At 61.8% G+C, this 23,070-nt stretch carries 18 protein-coding genes; 13 read left to right on the top strand and 5 right to left on the bottom strand.

What is annotated here, in order from left to right; translation table 11 throughout:
• Positions 1 to 2: 2 nt before the first annotated feature.
• Together gmd and E3Z29_RS02365 are read right to left on the bottom strand one after the other, a co-directional pair.
• On the bottom strand, positions 3 to 971 hold the full coding sequence (gene gmd, locus E3Z29_RS02370) for a GDP-mannose 4,6-dehydratase (RefSeq protein WP_027610307.1): 969 nt from the start codon (positions 969 to 971) through the stop codon (positions 3 to 5).
• A complete protein-coding gene (locus E3Z29_RS02365) occupies positions 968 to 1,882 on the bottom strand; it encodes a GDP-mannose 4,6-dehydratase (RefSeq protein ID WP_027610308.1) in 915 nt (304 codons plus the stop codon). The genes gmd and E3Z29_RS02365 overlap by 4 nt, the downstream gene beginning before the upstream one ends.
• Before the next feature lie 417 nt (positions 1,883 to 2,299).
• Here E3Z29_RS02365 and E3Z29_RS02360 point away from each other — a divergent pair, with 417 nt between their 5' ends.
• From E3Z29_RS02360 to E3Z29_RS02335, 6 genes are read left to right on the top strand one after another with little or no spacing between them, the layout of a single operon-like run.
• Entirely contained in the window at positions 2,300 to 3,859 is a 1,560-nt protein-coding gene (locus E3Z29_RS02360; RefSeq protein ID WP_256662067.1) for a glycosyltransferase, read from the top strand.
• Positions 3,853 to 5,157 (top strand): glycosyltransferase, encoded by a 1,305-nt coding sequence (locus E3Z29_RS02355; RefSeq protein WP_134785055.1) that lies wholly within the window; start codon positions 3,853 to 3,855, stop codon positions 5,155 to 5,157. The genes E3Z29_RS02360 and E3Z29_RS02355 overlap by 7 nt, the downstream gene beginning before the upstream one ends.
• Positions 5,154 to 6,308, top strand: a complete 1,155-nt coding sequence (locus E3Z29_RS02350; RefSeq protein WP_134785054.1) for an acyltransferase — start codon at positions 5,154 to 5,156, stop codon at positions 6,306 to 6,308. The genes E3Z29_RS02355 and E3Z29_RS02350 overlap by 4 nt, the downstream gene beginning before the upstream one ends.
• Positions 6,302 to 7,120, top strand: a complete 819-nt coding sequence (locus E3Z29_RS02345) for a class I SAM-dependent methyltransferase (protein WP_027610312.1) — start codon at positions 6,302 to 6,304, stop codon at positions 7,118 to 7,120. Before E3Z29_RS02350 ends, E3Z29_RS02345 begins: the two co-directional genes overlap by 7 nt.
• A 48-nt stretch (positions 7,121 to 7,168) precedes the next feature.
• Positions 7,169 to 8,362, top strand: coding sequence for a DUF3142 domain-containing protein (locus E3Z29_RS02340; RefSeq protein WP_134785053.1), 1,194 nt, complete (start codon positions 7,169 to 7,171; stop codon positions 8,360 to 8,362).
• Positions 8,349 to 10,487, top strand: coding sequence for a hypothetical protein (locus E3Z29_RS02335; RefSeq protein ID WP_134785052.1), 2,139 nt, complete (start codon positions 8,349 to 8,351; stop codon positions 10,485 to 10,487). The genes E3Z29_RS02340 and E3Z29_RS02335 overlap by 14 nt, the downstream gene beginning before the upstream one ends.
• Here the strand turns inward: E3Z29_RS02335 and E3Z29_RS02330 are convergent.
• The gene (locus E3Z29_RS02330) at positions 10,484 to 11,113 is read right to left on the bottom strand and encodes a LysE family translocator (RefSeq protein WP_134785051.1); all 630 of its coding nucleotides are present in this window, start codon (positions 11,111 to 11,113) and stop codon (positions 10,484 to 10,486) included. The genes E3Z29_RS02335 and E3Z29_RS02330 overlap by 4 nt on opposite strands.
• Positions 11,114 to 11,257: 144 nt before the next feature.
• Between E3Z29_RS02330 and E3Z29_RS02325 the strand changes: the two genes are divergently transcribed.
• Positions 11,258 to 11,731: an Lrp/AsnC family transcriptional regulator gene (locus tag E3Z29_RS02325; RefSeq protein ID WP_007960832.1), complete on the top strand. Its 474-nt coding sequence runs from the start codon at positions 11,258 to 11,260 to the stop codon at positions 11,729 to 11,731.
• 157 nt (positions 11,732 to 11,888) lie between these two features.
• Here the strand turns inward: E3Z29_RS02325 and lpdA are convergent, their stop codons facing one another.
• On the bottom strand, positions 11,889 to 13,289 hold the full coding sequence (gene lpdA, locus E3Z29_RS02320) for a dihydrolipoyl dehydrogenase (protein ID WP_134785050.1): 1,401 nt from the start codon (positions 13,287 to 13,289) through the stop codon (positions 11,889 to 11,891).
• 210 nt (positions 13,290 to 13,499) lie between these two features.
• On the opposite strand from lpdA, the gene hflK (E3Z29_RS02315) reads away from it, so the two are divergent.
• The 5 genes from hflK (E3Z29_RS02315) (at position 13,500) to cfaB (ending at position 20,868) form a co-directional block, all read left to right on the top strand.
• Positions 13,500 to 15,464 (top strand): protease modulator HflK, encoded by a 1,965-nt coding sequence (gene hflK, locus E3Z29_RS02315; RefSeq protein WP_134787539.1) that lies wholly within the window; start codon positions 13,500 to 13,502, stop codon positions 15,462 to 15,464.
• Positions 15,461 to 16,507, top strand: coding sequence for a protease modulator HflC (hflC, locus tag E3Z29_RS02310; protein ID WP_134785049.1), 1,047 nt, complete (start codon positions 15,461 to 15,463; stop codon positions 16,505 to 16,507). The genes hflK (E3Z29_RS02315) and hflC overlap by 4 nt, the downstream gene beginning before the upstream one ends.
• Entirely contained in the window at positions 16,504 to 17,565 is a 1,062-nt protein-coding gene (gene hflK / locus E3Z29_RS02305) for a protease modulator HflK (RefSeq protein WP_134785048.1), read from the top strand. The genes hflC and hflK (E3Z29_RS02305) overlap by 4 nt, the downstream gene beginning before the upstream one ends.
• Entirely contained in the window at positions 17,562 to 19,469 is a 1,908-nt protein-coding gene (locus tag E3Z29_RS02300; protein ID WP_134785047.1) for a heavy metal translocating P-type ATPase, read from the top strand. Before hflK (E3Z29_RS02305) ends, E3Z29_RS02300 begins: the two co-directional genes overlap by 4 nt.
• 211 nt (positions 19,470 to 19,680) lie before the next feature.
• Positions 19,681 to 20,868, top strand: coding sequence for a C17 cyclopropane fatty acid synthase CfaB (gene cfaB / locus E3Z29_RS02295; RefSeq protein ID WP_098966378.1), 1,188 nt, complete (start codon positions 19,681 to 19,683; stop codon positions 20,866 to 20,868).
• A 38-nt stretch (positions 20,869 to 20,906) separates the two neighbouring features.
• Here the strand turns inward: cfaB and cls are convergent, their stop codons facing one another.
• The gene (cls, locus tag E3Z29_RS02290; RefSeq protein ID WP_134785046.1) at positions 20,907 to 22,346 is read right to left on the bottom strand and encodes a cardiolipin synthase; all 1,440 of its coding nucleotides are present in this window, start codon (positions 22,344 to 22,346) and stop codon (positions 20,907 to 20,909) included.
• A gap of 131 nt (positions 22,347 to 22,477) precedes the next feature.
• Between cls and E3Z29_RS02285 the strand changes: the two genes are divergently transcribed.
• Entirely contained in the window at positions 22,478 to 22,996 is a 519-nt protein-coding gene (locus tag E3Z29_RS02285; RefSeq protein ID WP_134785045.1) for a DUF3617 domain-containing protein, read from the top strand.
• The last annotated feature ends 74 nt before the right edge of the window (positions 22,997 to 23,070 follow it).

Genomic DNA, 23,070 nt, shown 5'->3' with positions numbered 1-23,070 from the left:
ACCTACTCCTTGGCGACGCGTTTCATGTCCGCATCCATCATCATGCGGATCAGGGTGTCGAGGTCGGTTTTCGGTTTCCAGCCCAGCACACGCTGCGCCTTGGCCGGGTTGCCGAGCAGCACTTCGACTTCGGCCGGGCGGAAGAACGCCGGGTCGATCTTCACGTAGTCGCGGTAGTTGAGGCCAACGTGATCGAAGGCGATGCGGCACATCTCGCGCACGGTGGTGGTGACACCGGTGGCGACCACGAAATCGTCAGGCTTGTCCTGTTGCAGCATCAGCCACATGGCTTCGACGTAGTCGCCGGCAAAGCCCCAGTCGCGCTTGGCGTCGATGTTGCCCAGGGCCAGTTCCTGCTGCTTGCCCTGTTTGATGCGGGCGGCGGCGTCGGTGACCTTGCGGGTAACGAATTCGATGCCGCGCAGCGGCGATTCATGGTTGAACAGGATGCCGCTGCTGGCGTGCAGGTCGAAGCTTTCACGGTAGTTGACGGTGATCCAGTGACCGTAGAGTTTGGCCACGCCGTAGGGGCTGCGCGGGTAGAACGGGGTGTTCTCGTCCTGTTGTTCGGCCTGGATCAGACCGAACATTTCGCTGGTGGAGGCCTGATAGAAACGCGTGTGCGGGCTGAACTGGCGGATCGCTTCGAGCAAGTGGGTGACGCCCAGGCCATCGACGATGCCGGTGGTCACCGGCTGATTCCAGGAAGCGGCAACGAAGCTTTGTGCAGCGAGGTTGTAGACCTCGTCAGGCGCCGACTGAATGACTGCACGTTGTACCGAGCAGGCATCGGCCATGTCACCGTCCAGGTAGACGATGTCACCTTCGACGCCCATCTCGCGCAAGCGCCAGCGCGAATCGCTGCTACGGCGTGCTACCAGGCCGTGAACCTTGTAACCCTTGTCGAGCAGCAACCTGGCCAGATATGCGCCGTCCTGGCCGGTGATCCCCGTGATCAGTGCACTTTTCATTGTTGTTTTACTCGCTGCTCCCAGTCGGACAGGATCGCCCGCAGGGATTGTTGTGTGGTGATTGCCGGTGCCCAGCCCGTGGTCTGGACCAGCTTTGCGTGACTGCCGCAAACGCGACGCTGATCGGCGCGCCGCATGCGTGCCGGATCCTGCACCAGTTGCACTTCGACCTGCGCCAGATCGCCCAACTGCTCGATCAGACTGCGGATGCTTTGTTCGCGGCCCGAGCAGATGTTGTAGACCTGCCCGGGTGTGCCTTTTTCCAGAAGGGCGAAATAAGCCGCGATCACATCGCCGACATCGAGGAAGTCGCGCGTGACGTCAATGTCGCCGACTTCCAGTCGTGCTGCCTGCAAGCCTTGCTTGATGCGGTTGATCTGGCGTGCGGCGCTGGCGATGACGAAGCTGTCTTTCTGTCCGGCGCCGATATGGTTGAACGGCCGCGCCACCAGCACCGGCCAGCCCTCACTCAGGCCCCATTGCAGGCTGAGAAACTCGGCCGAGAGCTTGCTCACCGCATAGGGGTTGCGCGGGCAGGGCGGTTGCAGTTCGGTGATGGGCAGGGCGCTCTCGTCGACTTGCCCATAGACGTCGCCGGAGCTGACATACAGGAAGGTCCCCCGAAATCCGCGGGCCTTGAGGGCCTGCAACAGATTGAGGGTACCCAGCAGATTGATCTCGAGCGTGCGGGCCGGATCACGGAAGGCTTCAGGAACGAAGGTCTGACCAGCGAGGTGAATCACCGCGTCGGGCAATTGTGGCCACAGGTCGACGAGGCTCGCCGCTGACGTGAGATCGTAGGGTGCGGTGGCAGGCAGCAGTTCCCACGTCGAGTCAGGCTGGGCCAGACGCGACTGGATATGTTGTCCCACGAACCCACTGAGGCCCGTGACGAACAGACGCTTTTTCAAACAGCGACCCCTTGGTCTTTAACATTCGCCACTTTCCCACAGGCTTTGAGGGGAAGTCTGTCAGGCCGCATGAAAAAGGCCGACAGGATGACAGGCGAAGTCGTTGTTGTAGTTGTTTGTTACCAATCTGTGCCAAATGCTTGGCAATTTCAACAGTGCAAACCGTGACTGGTCAGTTCTCGTCAGAGTAGACGGATTTATTCTCGCCGGGCGGTTCACGAATCCGCGACGGATGTGTTTAGAATGCCCCTCGTCGTGTTCAACAGGGGTTGTTCAGCCCCAGTCAAACCGACCACTAAAAACAAGAACAAAGACGGGCTGGAAGATGCAGGACGAGTGTCGGCATGCCGACCACGATTCAGCGCTTCGCCGTCATGGATTGAAGCAGCCGGGATGGCGGCTTCATCGTGGGATGCCATGAACTTCATTCTTTACTCGGACGTCAACGACCGTTCCATCAGCCAGAGTCTCGGGCGTCCCGAATACAGTTACTACTTCGTGCTCAAGGCTTATCGCCCAGTGCTGGAAAGCCTTGGGCGGGTGCATGTGGTGTCCGCCATCACCGAGGTTGGTCCGCTCTTTCGCCAATTGCGCGAGGCGGGCGAAGACAGCCTGTTTCTCTCTTTCACCCCGCCGCAAAATACGCCGACCGACCTTGAGTGTCCGACCCTGTGTGTGGTTGCCTGGGAGTTCGATTCGATCCCGGACGAGATCTGGGACAACGATCCGCGCCACGACTGGACGCAGATGCTGGCCCGACAAGGGCGGGTGATTACCCTGTCCAGCCATACTGCCCGGGCGATTCGCCGGGCGCTGGGCGAGGACTTTCCGGTACTGGTGTTGCCGACACCGTTGTGGGAGAACTTTGCGGCGATTCGTCAGCAGCAAGTTCCGGCGCCGGTCAATCCAGGCACGCCGCTGGCGATCAAGGGCTGCATTTTCGACAGCCGTACGCTGGCGCTCTCAGCCGATGACCTGCTGCCCAAACCACTGACCGCCGAGCAACTGGCCGCGATCGAGGCACAGCGACCTCCTCCGCTGACCTTCAAACGGCGCCTGGTCATCGCCCGGCACTACCTGCGCCAGTGGCGCCTGGATGCAGGCCGCGAACAGCAACAGCCGCGGGTGAAGTTTCTGCATCACTGGTATTGGGAGGGACTGCGTGATCTTTTCTCACGCAGGGCGCATGCCTGGCTGGAGCGACAGCTGCCGAGTATCGCCGGTCCACAGGCGGTGGCAGTGGCCGAACCGCCGCCGCTGGATCTGCCGGACACCACGTCGGTGGTCGACACCACGGTCGACGGTGTGGTCTACGTCACCGTATTCAACCCCAAAGATGGCCGCAAGAACTGGCATCAACTGATCACCGCGTTTTGCTGGGCGTTTCGGGAAACGGCCGATGCGACGCTGGTATTGAAAATCACCCAGAACGACCTGGCGTCTTACTACAGCGAATTAATGACCCTGTTGGCGCAGCTCTCACCTTTTGCCTGCAGGGTGGTGGTGTTGCACGGTTATCTGGATGACGCCCAGTACACCCGGCTTTACGCCGCTGCCAGTTACTACGTCAACGCCTCGCGCTGTGAGGGCCTGTGTCTGCCGTTGATGGAGTTCATGTCCAGTGGCAAACCGGTAATCGCCCCGGACCACACGGCCATGGAAGACTACATCGACGACAGCGCCGCCTTCGTGATCAAGTCCAGCGAAGAACCCGCCATCTGGCCGCAGGACTCGCGGCTGATTTACCGCACCCTGCGCCACCGCCCGGATTGGGCTTCGCTGAAACAAGCCTACGAGGACAGCTACCGCATGGCCAAAGACCAGCCGGAGCGGTACCGGCAGATGTCGGTGGCAGCGGTCGAGCGCATGCATGACTACTGCGCTTTTGCCCCCGTGCAAACGCGCATGGCGGAATTTTTCGGGCTTGCACCGCATCCCGCCAATGCTGCGTCAGTGACGGAAAACGCCTCATGCTGATCATCATTCATTCGGAAACCAACCAGCACACCATTGCACAGAATCTGGGGCGCTCGGAGTACAGCTATTACTTCGTGCTCAAGGAATATCGCCCGGTACTCGAGCGTCTCGGACGCGTGGTGGAAGTGGCCGATCCGCTGACCGAAGTCGACGCGCTTTACGAGGAATGCCGCGCCAGTGGCGAGCCGTGCGTCTTCCTGTCGTTCTCGCCGCCCCATCGCACGCCGGTACACCTGATGTGTCCGACTTTGCCGGTGTTTGCGTGGGAGTTCAGCACCATCCCCAATGAGCCGTTTGCCGGTGAGCCGCGCAACGACTGGCGCACGGTGCTGCAGGCTTGCGGAGCGGCGATCACCCATTCCAGCTACACCGTCAACGCGGTGCGCGAGGCAATGGACAGCGATTACCCGATCGTCGCGGTGCCTGCGCCGGTATGGGATCGCTTTGCCGCCCGCGGTGCGCCGTTGCAGGGCCAGCCACCGAATGGACCGGTACGGTTGAAGATCAAGGGATTGGTGGCCGACAGTCGCAAACTTGACTTGAACGCATTCGCCCCCCGGCCTTTGCGCACGGGCAAGGGACTCGATTTCCATGCGCCGGTCAGGGATCAGGAGTTGCTGCTCGACGGCGTGGTCTACACCTCAGTGTTCAATCCCGGCGATGGGCGCAAGAACTGGGAGGACATGCTCAGTGCATTCTGCGTCACGTTCCGCGAGGTCGAGGACGCAACGCTCGTGCTGAAACTGACGCACCACGATGCCGAAGAAGCGCTGAGCGACATCCTCCACCACCTGTACAAGAATCAGTCCTACCGCTGCCGGATCGTGCTGATCTACGGCTACCTCGCGGACGCCGATTATGAGCGCCTGGTGCAGGCGACCCGTTATGTGGTCAACACGTCCTACGGCGAGGGCCAGTGCCTGCCGTTGATGGAATTCATGTCCTGCGGCAAACCGGCGGTGGCGCCGCGTACGACGGCAATGATCGATTACCTGAGTGCCGACAACGCCTTTCTGATCGACTCCACCGACGAACTCACGGCCTGGCCGCATGACTCGCGCAAGGCCTTCCGCACCCTGCGTTATGTGACCAACTGGACGTCGTTGTGCACGGCCTATCGCGCCAGCTATGCGGTCGCCAAAGACGATCCGCAACGTTATGCACAGATGGCCGCTCAGGCGGTGAGCAGCCTGCAGGATTTCTGCAGTCAGGCGGTGGCCGAGCAACGGCTGCAGGTGTTTCTGGGGCAGTTGTTCGAACGCCGGGTTGCCGCAGACCCCGAGATGCGCGGGGCATGAACAGCAAACGGATCATGGACATCGAGGTACTGCGCGCGATCGCGGTGCTCGGTGTGCTGTTTCATCACCTGCAGGGCAGCCTGTTCACCGACACCGTGCCGCTGCTGCAAACAGTCCACCATTGGGCGCAGTCCTGGTGGGGCGTTGACCTGTTTTTTGCGATCTCCGGATTTGTCATCGCCCGCAGCCTGATCCCCGCTCTGCAAGGCTGCACGAGCCGTCGGCAGTGCTGGGAGCAGACACGCAATTTCTGGCTGCGCCGGGCCTTTCGTTTGTTGCCCTCGGCCTGGCTGTGGCTGGCGCTGATGTTGCTGGCCTGTGTCTTGCTCAATCGCTCAGGTGCGTTCGGCACGCTGCAGGCCAACCTGCAGGCAACGCTGGCCGGGGTGTTGCAGTACGCCAATTTCCGTTTTGCCGACAGTTTCTTTCAATACGAATACGGCAGCAGTTTCGTCTACTGGAGCCTGGCGCTGGAGGAGCAGTTCTACTTGCTGTTCCCGCTGCTGATTGTCGTGTGTCGCCGACATCTGGGCTGGGTATTGCTGGCGCTGGTCGCGGTGCAACTGTTCACGTTGCGCACCCCCTTGCTGATGGTGGTGCGCACCGATGCCCTGGCCCTCGGCGTATTGCTGGCGATGTGGAGCGCGCAGCCGGGTTATTCCCGTTGGGAACCGAGGTTCCTGCGGCGGCCGTGGGCCGGAGTTTCGGTACTGACTGTGCTGGCGTTGCTGCTGAGTTACATGGCCACCGACCGCTTCACGTTCGCCTCTTACCGCATCGGCTCGATCGCCGTGCTCAGCGCGCTGCTGGTGTGGATTGCCTCGTACAACCGCGATTACCTGCTGCCGCGCGGAAGGTTGCAACGGCTGATGGCGTGGATCGGCAGCCGTTCCTACGGCATCTACCTGATCCATATTCCGGCCTATCTGCTGGTCCGTGAATTGATCTTCCGCTTGCAGGACGCGGGGCTGCCCAGTCCGGCCGGGCACCCGATTCTCACGGTGCTGATCGCCGGCGGTCTGATCGCGCTGCTCAGCGAATTGAATTACCGATTCATCGAAATGCCGATGCGCAATCGCGGCGCCGCGCTGGTGCGCCGCCTCGGTACGTCGCGAACCGCCGTCCCATCCTCTGGAGCTACCTCATGCTGAGCCTTTTGAAGAAACTCACGGCAACGTCTCCCGCACCGGTTGCTGTGCCATCTGCCGCCGACAAGGTTGATCCGTACATGCTCGGCCTGTACGACGCAAAGCTCAGTGGCTGGTTCAATCAAGAGACCGACGAGCTGTTCACAGGCTTTCGGGTGAGCGCCGATGACACGTTGCTCGATGTCGGCTGTGGCGACGGCGGTAATGTGCATTTCTGCGGCATGCGCGGGGCGAAGATCATCATTGCCGACATCGACGCGGCCAAGGTCGAGGCCACCCGCCAGCGTCTGAGCGATACCCCGGCACGCAGCGTCGAATGCCACGTGACCGACTGCAACCCGCTGCCGATTGCCGATGCCACCGCCACCCGCGTGGTCTCCACCGAAGTCATCGAGCATGTCGACGATCCGGCGCAATTTCTCGCCGAACTGGTACGTGTCGGCAAGCCGGGAGCGCTGTACCTGCTGAGCGTGCCGCATCCCAGCTCGGAAGATTTGCAGAAAGACATTGCCTCGCCGGACTATTTCCAGAAACCCAACCACATTCGCATCATCAGTGAAGAGCAGTTCAAGGCGATGGTCAGTGACGCCGGGCTGGAGATCATCAGCCACAGTCAGTACGGCTTTTACTGGTCGATGTGGATGCTGTTGTTCTGGGAAGCCAAGGTCGAATTCAGTAACCCCGATCACCCGTTGCTCGAGCATTGGGCCAATACCTGGCAAGCGGTGCTCGATTCGCCCCGTGGTGCACAGATCAAGCAGGCGCTGGACGCGGTGGTGGCGAAGAGTCAGGTGATCATTGCCCGCAAGCCCTGAGTGCTTTTGTGTAACCTTGCAGCCTGATGTCTCAGGGATCTGCAAGGTATGCGCATTATCGTCGGGTTGTCGGCCATGCTGGCGGTGTTGTTGCTCTGTGCTTGTGAACGACAGGACGCAGCGCCACTCGATCAGCAACTCTACGTCTGGCAACGGCAATGGACGTCCGCCCATGAGCTCGCGCTGAAAGACAGCCGCAGCGACTTTTCGACCTTGCGCGTGCTGGCCTTGCAGGCATTCCCCAATGACGGCTGGCATCGGGCGCGTATCGACGCGCCATTGCTCAAGCACGATGGCCGGCCTCTGATCGCGGTGATTCGTCTCGACGGTCAGTTCAAAAGTCTGGATCAGTCGCAGGTCACGGCGCAGATTCTTCAGGTTGTCGCCGACTGGCAGGCGCAGGGGCTGACCCTGAGTGGCGTCGAGATCGATCATGACGCGGGTAATGCGCGTCTGCCGGAATACACCGAGTTCCTCACACATCTGCATTCCGCGTTGCCCGCATCGTTGCCGCTGAGCATCACCGCGCTGCCGGCGTGGCTCGGCAGTTCACAGCTGCCTGCGTTGTTGGCCACAGTCGACAGCAGCGTGCTGCAGGTGCACGCCGTCAGCGATCCGCGACGCGGCTTGTTCGACCCCAAGCAGGCTCGGCGCTGGGCCAGCGCCTGGGGCAAAATCAGCAGCAAACCGTTCTATCTGGCGTTGCCGGCCTATGGCGTGGCGCTGCTGCCGGATGCCGACGGTGCCCCGGTGGTGGAAAGCGAAGTACCGATCGAACGTGAAGGGCAACGCCGGGAACTGCTCGCCGATCCGTTGCAACTGAGCCGACTTGCAAAAGCGTTGCGCGAGGACCCGCCGGAACATCTGGCCGGGCTGATCTGGTTTCGCCTGCCGCTGGCCAATGATCGTCGGGCCTGGAGCCTGACCACGTTGCGCGCCGTGGCCCGCGGCGATGCGTTGAGCAGCCAACTCGGTCTGGCGTTCAGCGACCACGATGGCCTGCAGGACATCGCCCTGCGCAATGTCGGAAACCTCGACAGTGCCTGGCCTACGCGTATCACCGTCAAGGCCAGCGCTTGCGAAGGCGCCGATGCGCTCGCCGGTTACTCGTTGCAACAGAGCGCGGATCTGCTTACCTTCACCCGCCTGCGCGACGGTCGTTTGCCGGCGGGTGGACAACGCGCCATCGGTTGGGCGCGCTGTGCATTTATTGATCAAGGAGGTTCGCATGTTGACCCGTAACTGGCCCCGCCATCTGCTCTGCCTGAGCCTCAGCCTGCCGCTGGGTTCGGCGTTGGCCTGCGGCCCGGACTTCCCGATGCGCCTGCTCGACAATCGCGGGCAAACCCTGGCCGATTTGCCGGAGGGCAACTTCAACTTCGAGATCAGCCGCCTCGGCAAGACCATTGCCGGGCTGAAGAACGTCACCGCTGCGACGCACAATCCCGACGACCTGTACGGCGACGCAAGCGAGCCTGCTGCGCTGCGCGAAAAAGCCGAGCAGGTCGGTCTGAGCGCCGAACAACAGGCGCTGGTCAAGCAACTGCGTGGCCTGAGCGATGCGCGTCAGGTCGAGGCGCAGGGCGCCAGTCTGCCGGCGGAAATCCGTTTGTACGTGGCCGGCGCGGTGGCGTTTGCCACTGGCGATCATCCGCTGGCGATCGAATACTTCAACAAAGTGCTGGCACTGCCGGCCGATCAGCGCCCGCTGCGCAGCACCTGGGCGGCGTATTCCCTGGGCCGTGCCTGGTTTGCCACGAGTGCCGAGGCGGGCGATGTCATCGAAGTGCTGGAGGACGCACGTGCGGCCTTCCGTCAGGCTCGACAACTGAGCATCGATGGCTTCAGTGATCCGCTGGAACTCGGTGTGGCCAGCCTCGGTGAAGAGGCGCGGGTGCTGCGCAACGCTGGTGACTGGAACGGCGCCATCGAACTGTATGAAGCGCAGAACCTGCACGGTTCGGCCGTGGGTTACACCTCGCTGAAACAACTGATGAATGAGCTGGCCGAACTGCCCGAGCCGCAACTGGCCAAGTTGCTGGAGCGCAAAGCCGTGCAGCAACTGGTTACCGCTTCGTTGATCAGCCGCATGGGTTGGTCATTCGACGAACAACCGCCGAACGAGAAGAAACTGATCAAGCTGCTGCAGGACAGCACCCGTGGCAGCCTGGAAAACGCCGATCGACTGGCGGCGATGAATTATCAACAGGGTGATTACGCCAGCGCCAAGGCCTTCCTTGAAAACGCCGGTGACGGCGGACTGGCGTGGTGGCTGCGGGCCAAACTGGCGGTGCGTGACGGCGATAAAAATGCCGCAGCTGCCGCCTATGCCAAAGCCGCGCAGGCGTTCCCGCAGAGCGAAGATTGGGGCTACCGGCGCACCCCTGACTGGGACTTCGAAACCGTCCAGCCGAAATGCCGGGTCGAGGGCGAAAGTGCGATTCTGGCGCTGCAACGTGGCGAATACCTGCAAGCGTTCGTGCAGTTGTATCGCAGCAACAGCATCTACTGGTTCGACGCGGCGACGGTGGCCGAGCGCGTGCTGACGGTCGATGAGCTCAAGCGCTATGTCGATGACAACGTACCGGCGCCGCCGGCATTGACCCAGCAGCAGCGCGACAACTACGTGCCGCTGCCGGTCGCCGCCAGCCTGCGCAATCTGCTGGGACGGCGCTTGCTGCGTGAAGGGCATTACGAGGAAGCGGTCGGCTATTTCGACAATCCCGATCTGCAGCACAAGGCCCGTCTGTACGGCGAGCAACGGATGAAGGCTGACGCTGCGTGGTGGCCGACCAAACGCGCCAGCGCCTTGTACAACGCGGCGTGGACCGCGCGTGAATGGGGCATGGACATTCTCGGTTACGAGATGGCGCCGGACTACGCCACGTTTGGCGGCAACTACAGCCTGGAAAACACCGAGCTGAAAGTCGGGCCGCTGGTGGCCGAGGCTGAAGTCCAGCGCCAGAAGGCCAGTGAAGCGCAGCCGGATGAGCGTTATCACTACCGTTTTGTCGCCACCGCGCTGGCCAGCCGGGCCGCGGATAATTTGCCGCACACCAGTCAGGCGTTTGCGGCGGTGTTGTGTAACGCTGCGGGTTTCAACAGCAGCCTGGAAGAGCAGAGCGCGCTGTATCGGCGTTATGTCAATGAAGGCGCGTACGTGCCGTGGGCGGTGGACTTCGGTAATCAGTGCCCCTATCCGGATTTCGAAAACGCCGACAAGCGTTACGTCACCCAGGTGACCGATGCCGCGCGCATGGCTCTGCGGCCTTACAAATGGCCGGTACAGATCGGCGCGATCGTACTGGCGGTCGGCGTTGCATTGGCGCTGATCAGCCGGCGCCAACGCAAGGTCCGCAAACCCTAGGCCTGCTGGATAAACGTCAGGCGTACGGCGAAGCCGATCAGCAGGCTGCCGAACAGCCATTGCTGAACGCGTTGGGCGGTTGGACTGTGTTGCAGCCAACGGCCCAGCGCCGCGCCGGTCAGGGCATAGGCACTGTCGAACAGCAGCCCGATGCCCACCAGCAACCCGCCGAGGGTGGCAAACTGGGTCAGCACTGCTGCGCCGTCATTGACGATGAATTGTGGCAACAGCACCGAGCAGAACAGCAAGGCCTTGGGGTTGAGCAGATTGGTCAGCAGGCCACGACGAATCGCCTCGCGCCATTGTCCTTGGGTGGCAGTCACGGCAGCCGTATTCAGGTTCGGCAGCAAGCTGCTGCGCAAGCATTGAATGCCGATCCACAGCAAGTACGCCGCACCAGCCAGGCGCACCAGATCAAACGTCCACGGCGCCGCCTTGAACAGCGCCGCCAGACCCAATGCCGCCAATGCCACGTGACAGCCCCGGGCGATCGCCAGGCCAACGGCGGTTGCCAGCGCCGCACCGCGACCCTGGCGGGCACCGGTTTGCAGCAACAGAATCATGTCCGGGCCGGGCAACAGGAAGACCACCGCCAATGCCAGAAAAAACAGCCAGAAACTCGTCATGTCGCAGCCCTTTCGTTATCGATTCGGTGAGCAAAGTCTATGGCGCAAGGGCGGGGCAGGTGCTTGCGAAGTCAGCTTCAAAAACCCTTGGGATTGGCATAACCTGCTGTCTTTTTGTGCCTTGACCCGCAGGATCTGCCAAACATGAAACTCGACGCTTTTGATCGCAAGATTCTCGCTGCCTTGCAGCGCAACGGACGGCTGAGCAATGTCGAGCTGGCGGACGAGATCGGCCTGTCGGCGTCACCTTGCTTGCGCCGGGTGCGGATGCTGGAGGAGGCCGGGGTGATTCGTGGCTACCAGGCCAACCTCGATCGCGATGAAGTGGGACTGGGGCTGACGGTGTTTGTCGGGGTCAAGGTCGAGCGCCACAACGATGAGCAGGCCGAAGCCTTTTACGCGGCAGTCACCGCCCTGCCGGAGGTGATCTCGGCGTTTCTGGTGTCGGGCGAATCGGACTTTCTGTTGCAGGTGGTGGTGCCGGACCTGCGCGCATACGACCGCTTTCTCAGCGGCTGCCTGCTGAAGCTGCCGGGGGTGAGTGACATTCGCAGCAACTTTGCGATTCACACGGTGAAGACCCCGGGGGCGTTGCCGTTGGGGCATCTTCCGCTGTAGAGCGGGTTGTTCCCACATTCGACCGCAATCCTCCAGCAGGAACACGGTCAACTGTGGGAGCTGTCTTGCCAGCGATAGCGGTGTGTCAGCGACCGCAACGGTTAAAGGACTGACGCCATCGCTGGCAAGCCAGCTCCCACAGGGTTTGGGTGACCACCTACATCTGCGTCGCCATCCCCTCGACATTCATCGCCGCCTGACGCAGCGCCTCGGAGCGGGTCGGGTGCGGATGGCAAGTCAGCGCGATATCTTCGGCAGACGCACTGAACTCCATGGCCACGCAGTACTCACCGATCATTTCACTGACGCTCGGGCCGACCAGGTGCACGCCGAGGATCTCGTCCGTGCGTTCGTCGGCGAGGACTTTGGCGAAGCCTTCGGTCTCATGGTTGATCTTGGCCCGGCTGTTGGCGGTGAACGGGAATTTACCGACTTTATAGGTGCGCCCTTCAGCCTTGAGCTGCTCCTCGGTCTTGCCGACGCTGGCCAGCTCGGGCCGGGTGTAGATGACGTTGGGAATCAAGTCGTAATTGACCTCGCCGGCCTTGCCGACGATCTGTTCCACGCAGGCCATCGCTTCGTCTTCGGCCTTGTGCGCAAGCATCGGGCCTGATGTCACGTCACCGATCACCCATACGCCGGTTGCCTCGGTACGGTGCTGGCGGTTGGCGAGCATGCCGCGTTTGTCGGTGCTCAGGCCGACGTTCTCCAGGCCCAGGCCTTTGGTGTACGGGCGCCGGCCGATCGCGACCAGTACGTAGTCGGCTTCCAGTAACTCGGCGCTGCCACCGGCGGCGGGTTCGACGCTGAGCTGCACACCGTTGACCGAGGGGGTGGCGCTGGTGACCTTCGAGCTCAATTTGAAGCTGATGCCTTGCTTGCTCAGCGCACGCTGCAGGGTTTTGCCGGCCTCGCCATCAACACCCGGGCAGATGCGGTCGAGGTATTCGACCACGGTCACCTGGGCGCCGAGACGCCGCCAGACCGAGCCCAGTTCCAGGCCGATCACCCCCGCGCCGATCACCACCAGATGCTTGGGCACTTCACTCAGCGACAGCGCGCCGGTGGAGTCGAGGATGCGTTGATTGTCGATCTCGACGCCGGGCAGGGGCGTGGGTTCGGAGCCGGTAGCGATGATGATGTCCTTGGCGCTCAGCTCGGTTTTGTTGCCTTGATCGTCGGTCACCGTGACTTTGCCCGGGCCGTCGATGTGACCCCAGCCTTTGATCCAGTCGACCTTGTTTTTGCGAAACAGAAACTCGATGCCTTTGGTCAGGCCGGTCACGCTTTCGTCTTTCTGTTTCATCATTTGCGCGAGGTTGAGCGTGGGTTTGACCTCGATGCCGAGGTTGGCGAATTCCGCACCCATGGCCGCGTCGTACAGCTCCGAAGCATGCAGCAAGGCCTTCGACGGCATGCAACCGACGTTCAGGCAGGTGCCGCCGAGGGTGGCGCGGCCTTCCACGCAGGCTGCTTTCAGGCCCAGCTGGCCGGCGCGGATCGCCGCGTTATAACCACCGGGGCCGCCGCCCAGAATGACCACGTCGTAGTTGCTCATGCTGTTGCTCCTCGTTGGGATGCGGATCGCTAAAAGTAGTCGGTCGATAAAATTACGAACGTAATATGTGCGTTTCCGGACATTTCGGTCAAGGCTTCAGGCAAGCGACAGGTTGCGCATCTTTAGATAAGCGAATTTGTGTACGAATATTTTCACGCTTTTCGTTATATCGTAACGATAAGACCGGTGAATCAATGGCTTTGGGGTGATATGCAAGTCGATCTGGATGTCGATGGCACGCAAGTGACCGGGTTGCCGCGCTTTCAACAAGCGTCCACGCAGGGGCGACGTTTGCGTCGTCTGGCCATCGGTCTCGGCGGATTGGCCGGGGCAGGGTGGCTGCTGGCGCTGTTTGTCGAACTGTTTGCCGCGCAATCGATATGGCCGGCCTTGTTGGTGAATTTGGGCGCGGCTTTGCTGGTGTTGGTCGCCGGCTTGCAGTCGGCGTGGTGGGTGACGCAATGGCGTGCAGGGGTGATTGACCCGCCGGTATCGGTGGCGCTGACCGAGGAGCTGGAGCCAGTAGCGCCGGATGGCTGGTACGAACGGCTGCTGGAGCGGTTGAGTCAGTGCGGCCTGCACCTGCTCGGTCAGATTGGCGCGGCCACGTTGTGGCTGGGCGGCTGGTCAGTACTGGTGGTGCTCGCCGTCGGGCAGGTGTGGAATCTGGCATTGCCTGCCGCTGCGGTCGGGTTGTCGGCCACGGTGGGCGCGGCGCTGATGTTGCTGTTGGGTTTCGGCTTGCTGGTGCTGGAGCGGCAACTGGCTCAGGAGAGTCCAGCGCAATGGCCGGAAGCCGGGTCCCTCGCGCAACTGGTGCGGGTGGCGATCATCAGCCTGGTGCTGGGCGCGTTGTGCCTGCTGTTCGCCAGCGAGGCGTCGGTGTGGCCAGTACGGCTTGCGGTGTTGATCGGGATCTTGCCGGGATTCGTCGCGATCGAGTTGCTATTGCGCGCAGTCCTGTCGATATTCAGTCCTCGTCGTGAACAGCTCGAACCGACCCTGCTGGCACGCAGTTTTGTCGCTGACATGCTGCGCTGGCCGCCGCAGCCGCTTCTGGCCTTGCAGCACGAATTGCACAATCGTTTCGGCATCGATCTGCGCCAGATCTGGGCGTTCAGTTACATGCGCCGCGCCTTTCTGCCGGTGCTGGCGCTGGTCGCTGCGGTCGGCTGGTTACTGACCGGTATCCACGAAATCCCGCTGCAAGGGCGCGGTATCTACGAGCGCTTCGGCAAACCGGTGCAAGTGTTCGGTCCGGGATTGCACGCCGGTCTGCCGTGGCCATTGGGCCGTGTATTGAACGTCGAGAATGGCGTGGTGCATGAGTTGGCGACCAGCGTCGGCGATGCTCCCGCGCCAACCCAGGCTGAGCCTGCCGAAGGCCCGGCACCGATGGTCGCCAACCGCTTGTGGGATGCCAGCCACGTCAACGACAAATCCCAGGTGATCGCCAGCAGCCGTGGCGATCAGCAGAGCTTTCAGATCGTCAACATGGACGTGCGCTTCGTCTATCGCATCGGCCTGGGTGATCAGGATGCCTTGGCCGCCACTTACAACAACGCTGATGTGCCGACGCTGATTCGCAGCACCGCGAGCCGGATTCTGGTTCACGATTTTGCCTCGCGCACCCTCGACGGTTTGCTCGGTGCTGACCGGGTAGGGCTGGGCGAAGAAATCGGCCATGCGGTGCAAGGCGATCTTCAGAAACTCGACAGCGGTGTGGAGATTCTCGCCACCGTGGTCGAAGCAATTCATCCCCCTGCCGGCGCCGCCAATGCTTATCACGGCGTGCAAGCCGCGCAGATCGGCGCGCAGGCGTTGATCTCCCGTGAGCGCGGTGCTGCGGCAGAGGCGAGTAACCAGGCGCAGTTGCAGGCCAGTCTCGCCCGCGATCAGGCGAGTGCCAGCGCCCGTGAAATCAACGCCACCGCGCAGGCGGCGGATCTGAAATTCAAGGCTGAGCAGAAAGCCTATGCCAGCGCTGGCCAGGCGTTCGTGCTCGAGCAATATCTGAGTCAGCTCAGCCTGGGTCTGAACAAGGCCAAATTGTTGGTACTCGACCACCGTTTAGGCGGCAGCAGCAATGCGCCGACCATCGATCTGCGTACGTTTACGCTGCCGGCTGATCCGACGCCTGCGCGCACCACCGCTCGACCAGGAGTTGCCCCTTGAGCCAGTCGCACACTCACGATTCGCATGACCACAGCGGCCACGATCATGGCCACGCCGGGCATCACCATCATCATGGGCATCATCACCATCACCACGGTGCGCCGGAAGAGGCGGGGCCATTCCCGTGGCGGCGCATGGGCTGGGCGTTGTTGCTGGTGGGGTTTGCCATCGCGGCGGCAAGCCTGGTCCAGGTGCGCTCGGGCGAGGCCACCGTCATCACCCGTTTCGGTAATCCGTCGCGGGTGCTGCTTGAGCCGGGTTTGAGCTGGCGCTGGCCGGCGCCGTTCGAAGCGGCGATCCCGGTGGATCTGCGCCTGCGTACCACCTCGAGTGGTTTGCAGGATGTCGGCACCCGCGACGGTTTGCGCATCATCGTTCAGGCCTACGTGGCGTGGCAGGTGCAGGGCGACCCGGACAATGTGCAGCGTTTCATGCGCGCGGTGCAGAACCAGCCGGACGAAGCGGCGCGGCAGATTCGCACCTTTGTCGGTTCGGCGCTGGAAACCACCGCCAGCAGTTTCGACCTGGCGGATCTGGTGAATACCGATGCCAGCAAAGTGCGTATCGCCGATTTCGAAGCGCAACTGCGTCAGCAGATCGACCAGCAGTTGCTGGCCACCTACGGCGTGCGTGTGGTTCAGGTGGGCATCGAACGCCTGACCTTGCCTTCGGTCACGCTCACGGCCACGGTCGATCGGATGCGCGCCGAGCGTGAAACAATTGCCACCGAACGCACCGCCATCGGCAAGCGAGAAGCCGCGCAGATCCGTTCTGCGGCCGAGCGCGATGCGCGAATTGTCCAGGCCGATGCCACGGTGAAGGCCGCAGAAATCGAAGCACAGTCGCGGGTCGAAGCCGCGCAAATCTACGGCCGTGCCTATGCTGGCTCGCCGCAGCTGTACAACCTGCTGCGTTCGCTGGACACCCTGGGCACTATCGTCACGCCGGACACCAAGCTGATCCTGCGTACCGACGCCGCGCCATTCCGCGTGCTGGTGGACGGCCCGCCGAATGTTGAAAATAAATTCGGATCGCAGCCATGAGTGATGAAGTTCCACGTGGAACACATTCGTTGAGCAGTCCGTGGATTCAGGCCGGACGCCTGGCGTTTTTCGCCTTATATGCGGTGACGGTATTGGCAGCGTTGGCCTGGGCGTTTTCCAATGTGCGGCAGATTGATCCGCAAAATCGCGCGGTTGTCTTGCACTTTGGCGCACTGCAACGCGTCCAGAATGCCGGGCTGTTGCTGGCCTGGCCGCAGCCGTTCGAGCAGGTGGTTTTGCTGCCGGCAGCGGATCGGGTCATCGAGCGCCGAGTGGAAAACCTGCTGCGCAGCAGTGAGGCGATCAAGGCTGATCGTGTAGCAACCTTCGCCACGCCACTGAGCGATGCACTGGCCGGTTCCGGCTATCTGCTGACCGGCGACGCCGGCGTGGTGCAACTGGATGTGCGGGTGTTTTACAAAGTCAGCGATCCCTATGACTTCGTGCTGCAGGGTGATCATGTGCTGCCAGCACTGGATCGGCTGGTCACCCGCAGCGCTGTGGCCCTGACCGCTGCACGGGATCTGGATACGATTCTGGTCGCTCGACCGGAAATGATCGGTGCCGACAATCAAGCGGCTGAACGTCGTGAGCGTCTGCGCGGTGATCTGGTGCAAGGCATCAACAAGCGTCTGGCTGAATTGAAGGCGAGCGGGCAGGGCATCGGCATCGAAGTGGCGCGGGTCGACGTTCAGTCGAGTCTGCCGGATCCGGCGGTCAGTGCTTTTAATGCGGTACTGACCGCCAGTCAGCAGGCCGACAAAGCCGTCGCCAATGCACGCACCGAGGCGGAAAAACTCACCCAAACCGCCAACGAACAAGCCGACCGTACTCTGCAAGTGGCCCATGCTCAGGCCGGCGAACGGCTGGCAAAAGCCTCTGCCGACACTGCCACGGTAATGAGCCTGGCCAAGGCGCAACAACAGGGCACCGACCCGCAGATGCTCCTGCGTCTGTACCGCGAACGCATGCCGAAAATTCTTGGTCAGGCCGGTTCGGTGACCACGGTCGATCCGAAAGACGATTCCCGCCTGATCATTCAGGGAGCCAGTAAATGACTGCGACCACCGCTGCACCGAGCCTGTTGTCCTCGGCCGAACAGCGCCGCGCTGCGCGCCAATTGACTTTGGCAATGCTCGCCTTGGGCTTGCTCGGCCTCGGTTTGATCTGGCGCTGGATGGTGCCGGAGCAAACTGGTGTCAGTCAGTTGCTGCTGGGTTTCGCCTCCTTATTAGTAGCGGTGCCGGTGATGCGCTCTGCTTGGTACAGCTTGCGTTATCCGAGCCTGCACGGCATCACCGATCAACTGATTGCTTTGGCGATGCTCGGTGCGTGGGCGACTGGCGATCTGCTGACCGCCGCGTTGCTGCCGATCATCATGATCTTCGGCCACGTGCTGGAAGAGCGCAGCGTGATCGGCTCGCAGGAAGCGATTCACGCTCTCGGCCAATTGACCCGCAGCCACGCACGCAAGATTCAGGCAGATGGCTCGATCATCGAAGTCGATAACGGCACGCTGGAACCCGGTGACACTGTAGAGGTACGCGCGGGCGATCGGGTGCCGGCGGATGGCCGGGTGTTGTTGGGCCAGGCCAGCCTCGACACGGCGTCAATTACCGGCGAGTCGGTGCCAGTGGAAACGGCAGTGGGCATGACGGTGTTCGGCGGCGCAATCAACCTCGACGGTTTGCTGCGCATTGAAGTGACCCGCACCGGTGATCAATCGACGCTGGGCAAAGTCATCGCGCTGATGCAGAACGCCGAGCGTTCGAAGCCGCCGATCACCCGTCTGCTTGAACGCTATGCCGGCAGCTACATGGTGCTGGTGTTGCTGTTGGCGGCGGTGACCTGGTTTGTCACCCATGACGCGCAAGCGATGCTCGCGGTGCTGGTAGCCGCATGTCCTTGCGCCTTGGTGCTGTCGGCACCGGCCACGGCAATTGCCGGAGTGGCGGTGGCGGCGCGCCACGGTATTCTGATCCGCAGCTCGGCGTTCCTTGAGGAGTTGGCAGACCTCACATCACTGGTGGTCGACAAGACCGGCACGCTGACTTACGGCACCTTGCGTTTGCAATCGATCAGCAGTCCGCGTCTGGATCAGGCCTCGGTGATGGCGCTGGCTGCCAGTCTCGGTGCGGCCAGCAGTCATCCTGTCAGCCGGGCGTTGGCGGGGCTGGTGAGTCAAGAGCAGAGCCTGTCGCTAACAGATATTCACGAGCGTCAGGGTCTTGGGGTGGTCGCCATGACCACACAGGGCGAGGCGGCGCTGGGGCGTCCCGAACTGTTCGCGCAACTGGGCATCGTCACTACCATCGTTCCCGAGCACGACGGGCCGATTGCCGGATTGGCACTGAACGGCGAATTTGTCGCCTGGCTGTTGCTGGCCGACAGCGTCAAACCGGAAGCGCGCTTTGCCCTCGCTGAATTGCGCGAACTGGGGCTGGGTCGCCAGTTGCTGCTGACCGGCGACCGCCAGAGTGTTGCGCAGACCCTGGCCCGCGAGGTCGGCCTGCAAGAGCTGGAAGCGCAGGCGCTGCCTGAGGACAAGCTCAACCGCGTGCTCAAGGAAATCGACAACGGTTTCCGGCCGATGGTGGTGGGTGACGGCATCAATGATTCGCTGGCGCTCAAGGCCGGGGTGGTGGGTGTGGCGATGGGCGCCGGCGGTGCCGACATCGCGCTGGCCTCGGCAGATATCGTATTGATCGGCAGTGACCTGCGCCGCCTCGGCACCTGTGTGCGGCTCAGTCGCCAGTGCCGGCGGACCTTGCAGGTCAATGTGATCATCGGTCTGGGCTGGACCCTGGCGATCGTGGTGTTCGCGGCATTCGGCTGGCTCGGCGCGGCGGGGGCAATGATTGCCGCGCTGCTGCACAACCTCAGTACGCTGCTGGTGTTGGGCAATGCCGGACGGCTGCTGCGGTTTCAGGAGCCATTGCTCAAGCTCAAGGATGATCACTGAAGTGAATTTCAGCGAACTGTGCGCCGAATAGGCAGTCATCTATGGAGAGGGCGCACACTTCACGCCGTTACCTGGGCTAAAGCAGTAGTGGGTGCATGACGGCATGCAGGAGCGCCTGGAACGATAGTCTCGGCTAATTAAATCGATAGCCTGCTATTTTTCAAGGATGGTCTACCCTCAGATCTGACGTCTGAAACAAGGGGGATTTTCCATGCTCGCGCAACTTCCACCGGCCTTACAGAATCTGCAGCTTCCGCTTCGCTTGCGACTCTGGGATGGCCATGAGTTCAACCTGGGGCCGACGCCCAGCGTCACCATTGTGGTCAAGGACCCGACGATGGTCACCCAGTTCACCCATCCGAGTCTCGACGCGCTGGGGGCGGCGTTTGTCGAAGGCAGGCTGGAACTGGAGGGCTCGATCAGCGAGGTCATCCGGGTCTGCGACGAATTGAGCAGCGCCTTGCTCGATGAAGGCGAAAGCGCGCAGCCAGTGCGTGCGGTGCACGACAAGGAAACCGACGCCAAAGCCATTTCCTATCACTATGACCTGTCCAACGCGTTCTATCAGCTGTGGCTGGACAGCGACATGGCGTATTCCTGCGCGTATTTCGAAACCGGCAGTGAAACTCTGGAACAGGCACAGCAGGCCAAGTTCCGCCATCTGTGTCGCAAGCTGCGTTTGCAGCCGGGCGATTACCTGCTGGATGTCGGTTGCGGCTGGGGTGGTCTGGCGCGTTACGCGGCACGTGAATTCGGCGCCAAAGTGTTCGGCATCACCTTGAGCAAGGAACAGCTGGAACTGGCCCGGGAGCGGGTCAAGGCCGAGGGCCTGGAAGATCAGGTTGAGCTGCAATTGCTCGACTACCGCGATCTGCCGCAGGACGGGCGTTTCGACAAGGTAGTCAGCGTCGGCATGTTCGAACACGTCGGCCACGCCAACCTCGCCGAGTACTGCAAGGTCCTGTTCGGCGCGGTGAAGGAGGGCGGTCTGGTGATGAACCACGGCATCACCGCCAAACACACCGATGGCCGTCCGGTAGGACGCGGCGCTGGCGACTTCATCGAGAAATACGTGTTCCCCAACGGTGAGCTGCCGCACTTGGCGATGATCTCGGCCGAGATCAGCGAAGCCGGGCTGGAGATTGTCGACGTCGAAAGCCTGCGTCTGCATTACGCGCGCACGCTGGATCACTGGAGCGAGCGGCTGGAGGACAACCTCGAAGCGGCCGGGAAACTGGTGCCGGATCAGGCATTGCGCATCTGGCGGCTGTATCTGGCCGGGTGTGCCTATGCGTTCGCGCGTGGCTGGATCAACCTGCACCAGATCCTGGCGGTGAAGGCGCATCCGGATGGCAGCCATGAACTGCCCTGGACCCGCGACGACATTTATCACCCCTGAGGCCTGACGACCGTTCGCTCGTTCGAGCGAGCGGTCAGTCAAAGAATCGGTGAAATAAGCCGGGCGATCCGCATGCCGAGCTGTTGCAGGCGGTGGATCTCCCGGCTTTCTTCTTTGGCGACTTCATAAGCCTGCTCGAAGTCTTCGTTGAGCATCTGTTCCACGTGGGCGGCGAATTCGCTGTCGACGGTCAGCAGCATCACTTCGAAATTCAGCCGGAACGAACGGTTGTCCAGATTGGCGCTGCCGATGGCGCTGATTTCGCTGTCGATCAACACCACTTTCTGATGCAGGAACCCCGGCTCGTAGCGGAATACCCGCACGCCGGCGCGTACTGCTTCGAACGCGTAGAGGCTGGACGCGGCGTAGACGATGCGGTGATCCGGACGCGATGGCAGCAGCAGGCGCACGTCGACGCCGCGCAGCACCGCCAGGCGCAACGCGGCGAATACTGCCTCATCGGGAATGAAATACGGGCTGGTGATCCACACTCGTTCCGTCGCCGCGTGGATGGCTTCGACGAAGAACAGTGAACAGGTTTCGTAGGCATCCGCCGGGCCGCTCGCCAGCAATTGGCAGAGCACGCCATCTTCCGGGTAGACATCCGGCAGGATCAGCGGTGGCAACGTCCGTGCTGCCCAGAACCAGTCCTCGGCAAACGACTCCTGCATGCAGGCCACCACCGGCCCGCGCACCTGAACATGGGTATCGCGCCACGGCGCCAGGGGCGGTTTCTCGCCCATGTATTCATCGCCGACGTTATGCCCGCCGACGAAGCCGAGTACGCCATCGACCACGACGATTTTGCGGTGGTTGCGGAAATTCACCTGGAAGCGATTGAGCCAGCCGCTGCGTGTGGCGAAGGCTTTGACCTCGACACCGCCATCGCGCAGCGCCTGCACATAACTGTGGGGCAGGGCGTGGCTGCCGATGCGGTCGTAGAGCAGATGAATCGCCACGCCCTCAGCCGCTTTCTTCAGCAACAGATCGCGCAGGCGCTGCCCGAGGCGGTCGTCATGGATGATGAAAAACTGGATCAGCACGGCTTCGCGCGCTTGATCGATTGCCTGGAAAATCGCCTCGAAGGTGGCGTGTCCATTCACCAGCAGCTGCACTTCGTTGTTTGCCAGGCACGGCATGCGCCCCAGCTTGGGCATGGCACGTAGGGAGGCATAGGCTTTCGACGCGCGGGCGGTGAGCGCTTCTTCCACCCACGGGCGCCAGTTCAGCTCGGATATCGCCTGGCGCATCTGTTCGTTGGCCTGACGGCGCGCCTTGATGTATCCGTCGAAAGTGCTGCGGCCGAACACCAGGTAGGGGATAAGGGTCAGATAAGGAATGAAAATAAGCGACAATGCCCAGGCGATCGAGCCTTGGGCGGTGCGTACCGTCAGCACCGCGTGGATCGCGGCGATCAAGCCGAGGCTATGTATAAGAGCGATCAGATATCCGAAAATGTGCGGTCCAAAATAATCCATGGGGCAACCTTGCTCCTGAAGATTCAATGCGTAACAGACCATGTTCCGAGGCGATTGTCGCTATTTAATTGGCGCATGAACCGAAGCAATCGGCCGGCGTCTAACGGCCACTACTGATCAGGAGTTTTTCGATGAACGTTCGTCTGCTGGGTTTGGCGCTGGGCCTGGGTTTGGCAATGCCGGTGGTAGCGCAGGCGCAAATGCTGCAACCGGGGCTGTGGGAAATGACCTCGAGCAACGTCAAGGTCGATGACCAGCCCATGGATGTGCAATCGATCCTTGGCCAGTTGCAAGGCCAGATGACCCCGCAGCAGCGTGCGACGCTGGAAAAGAACGGAATCAACATCGGCGGCAAGGGCATTCGTGCCTGCCTGACGCCGCAGCAAGTGGCGACCAACGATATTCCGCTGGCCGATCCGCAATCGGGCTGCAAACAGCAGATCACCGAACGCACCGGTAACCAGTGGAAATTCCGCTTCAGCTGCCCTAAAGCGCAAGGCACGGGTGTCGCGACGTTCCTCAGTGATCGTGAGTTCACCACGGTGGCCAACGGCACGTTCAATGCGATCGGGATCAACCAGAAGGGCAGCCTGGAAACCCGCGCGGTGTGGTTGGGTCAGGATTGCGGCACCGTGAAGCCAAGAGCTTAAAAGCTTCGCGAGCAAGCCCGCTCCCACAGGGGACAGCACAATCCTTGTGGGAGCGGGCTTGCTCGCGAAGGCGT

The sequence above is a fragment of the Pseudomonas sp. S150 genome (assembly GCF_004526365.1).
Taxonomy (GTDB): Bacteria; Pseudomonadota; Gammaproteobacteria; order Pseudomonadales; family Pseudomonadaceae; genus Aquipseudomonas; species Aquipseudomonas putida_A.
Note: the sequence above shows the minus strand (reverse complement) of the source record. Positions and strands in the feature narration are given on the sequence as shown.